At 51.5% G+C, this 596-nt stretch carries 1 protein-coding gene; it reads left to right on the top strand.

Annotation, left to right across the window (positions count from 1 at the left end; all coding sequences use genetic code 11):
- Window positions 1-162: 162 nt before the first annotated feature.
- Window positions 163-596, top strand: a 434-nt coding sequence (locus tag DVK07_RS20645) for a PD-(D/E)XK nuclease family protein (protein ID WP_199719694.1), incomplete at its 3' end; no start/stop codon positions are given.

Here is a 596-nt window from a genome sequence, read left to right as displayed (position 1 = left end):
CCGACGATCAGTAGTCGGTAGTATTCCGAACAACTCGTTTTTTGCCACAGATCGGTATAACCAGCACGTCGTCGGTACACGATAGTCGTATCGAGAGTTTCAGAGCGGTTCTTCGATGGTGTGTGAGTTAGTTTGAAGAGCGATTGGCAACCCTAACCATACATGTCTGAGAATCTCCCTGAGTTTAACCGCGATGATTTAGAGGAATTTGTGCAGGAGTATATGGAGCTTGACCGTCGGGTTCAACGACCGAAAGACATCTACTCGGTGCTTCGCGGGCCGCGCGAACGAAAGTACCAGTACACGCTGAGGTACTTCTTGGATCCGCGGAAATCTCACGGGTTCGGGTACACACTCCTTGACTGCTTCTTGGAGAGTCTCGATTTCTATGAGTTCAATCTTCCCGGACAGCATATTGAGATCGAAGACGAGGTCCAGATTGGAGACGAGGGGTCTGATGGCCGGATTGATTTGATTATTTGCGGTGGGAGTGCGTTGGCGGACCACCCGCGATGGGCAGTATTCCTCGAGTTGAAGGTCGGTGCAGAGGAAGGAACCGAGCAAACCACTACGTACGCGTTGGCGGATACGTGGAA

It is taken from the genome of Halorubrum sp. Atlit-26R (assembly GCF_003666015.1).
GTDB lineage: Archaea > Halobacteriota > Halobacteria > Halobacteriales > Haloferacaceae > Halorubrum.
This window is presented reverse-complemented; position numbering and strand designations above follow the sequence as displayed.